The sequence below is a fragment of the Pauljensenia sp. C0170B5 genome, from assembly GCF_056590195.1.
The window spans coordinates 1-1,595 of the sequence record NZ_JBWPVR010000022.1; the positions used below are offsets into that span (position 1 = coordinate 1).

A 1,595-nucleotide genomic window follows, 5' to 3' on the forward strand; every position below is an offset into this window, starting at 1 on the left:
ACTTAAACTTCCCACACGCAAAATTGCTTGTTTCATTGTGATTCTGCGTGTTTTGACAAATATAAAAGGCACAAGTCCTTTTCATTGCTATAATTATATTGACCAAAACATAATTTATTTGCATGAAAGGCTTGTGCCAATGTCTATTTTACCATCTCCTGACCAACAAAATGAACAACTATTTTCAAACTCAATCATCAGCTTCATCAAGAAGTTTCAGGTGATCAAGCTGTTGAGAAAATGTGGCTTCCGCAAGGAAAAAGGCATTAGCCTGTTCAGCTTGTTTCTTTACGTTTTAAGCAATGTCTTTCGTGACCGCAGCTTATATATGCAGCTGAAAATGGATCATTTTCAAGAAAATTTTTCCAAGAACTCATATTACCGTTTTATGCGCAACGTTCACGTCAATTGGCTCCACTTCACCACACTTCTGTCTGCGCAAATCATTAATAACCACTTGCGATCTTTGACTTCAGAAAAACGGGCTGATTGCTTTGTTGTCGATGATTCCTACTTCTCTAGGACCGGCTTCAAGAAAACAGAATTAGTCGCCAAAGTTTTTGACCATGTATCAATGACTTACAAGAAAGGTTTTCGCATGATGACCCTGGGCTGGACTGATGGAGCTTCTTTCATGCCAATCAATTCAGTGCTGCTGTCTTCTCAGAAGCTACAGAATATGATTGGCGAAAATAAAGTTTTTGATCAGCGCACCATTGCTGGCCAAAGACGTATGCTTGCCCGGACTAAAGGCACAGACGTGATGGTTAATTTAATCGACCAAGCTATGAAAGCAGGTCATCAAGCCAAGTACGTGCTGTTTGACAGCTGGTTCTCAAATCCACATCAAATCGTCCAGCTCAAGCAAAGGAAGCTGGATGTGATTGCCATGGTTAAGGTTAGCTCCAAAATCAAATATGAATTTGAGGGAGAACGCAAAAACATCAAACAGATTTATCGCAGCTGTAAAAAGCGATGCGGCCGTTCTCGCTACCTGCTGTCAATCCCAGTCAAAGTCGGACGCCAGGACAAAGACGGTGCTAAAATAGATGCACGGATTGTCTGCGTTAGAAACCGTGCCAATCGCAAGGATTGGCTGGCAATCATTTGTACCGACATGTCGCTTAGCGAAGATGAAATTATCCGCAACTACGGCAAGCGTTGGGATATTGAGGTTTTTTTCAAAACTTGCAAAAGTTATCTAAAACTAAGTACGGAATATCATGGCCTGTCTTACGATGCTTTGACCGCTCATGTTGCCATAGTTTTTACTCGCTACATGCTTATGTCAGTTGCCAAGCGGGACGATGAAGATGAACGCACGCTAGGCGAGCTGTTCTATTGCATGATTGATGAGCTGGCGGACATTACTTTTAGCCATTCCTTGCAATTGATTACTGATGCAATGCTGGCCAGCGTAAAGCAAGTCTTTCATGCCAGTGAAGCACAAATAGCTGAATTCACGGCTGACTTTATCAATCGTTTACCCAAATACATGCAAAAATTGTTAAAGAAAACTAGCAAAAATAATATAGAAGCCTAAAGCCAAGCAAGATCAAGAGATTACTGGCTTATTTAGTGTGGGAAGTTTAAGT

Annotated in this window: 1 protein-coding gene; it reads left to right on the forward strand. The window is 41.2% G+C overall.

What is annotated here, in order from left to right:
- Positions 1 to 1,543 (forward strand): IS4 family transposase (locus tag AC1EJZ_RS11165; RefSeq protein WP_285025529.1); only part of this gene is annotated, 1,543 nt, incomplete at its 5' end.
- Between the last annotated feature and the right edge of the window lie 52 nt (positions 1,544 to 1,595).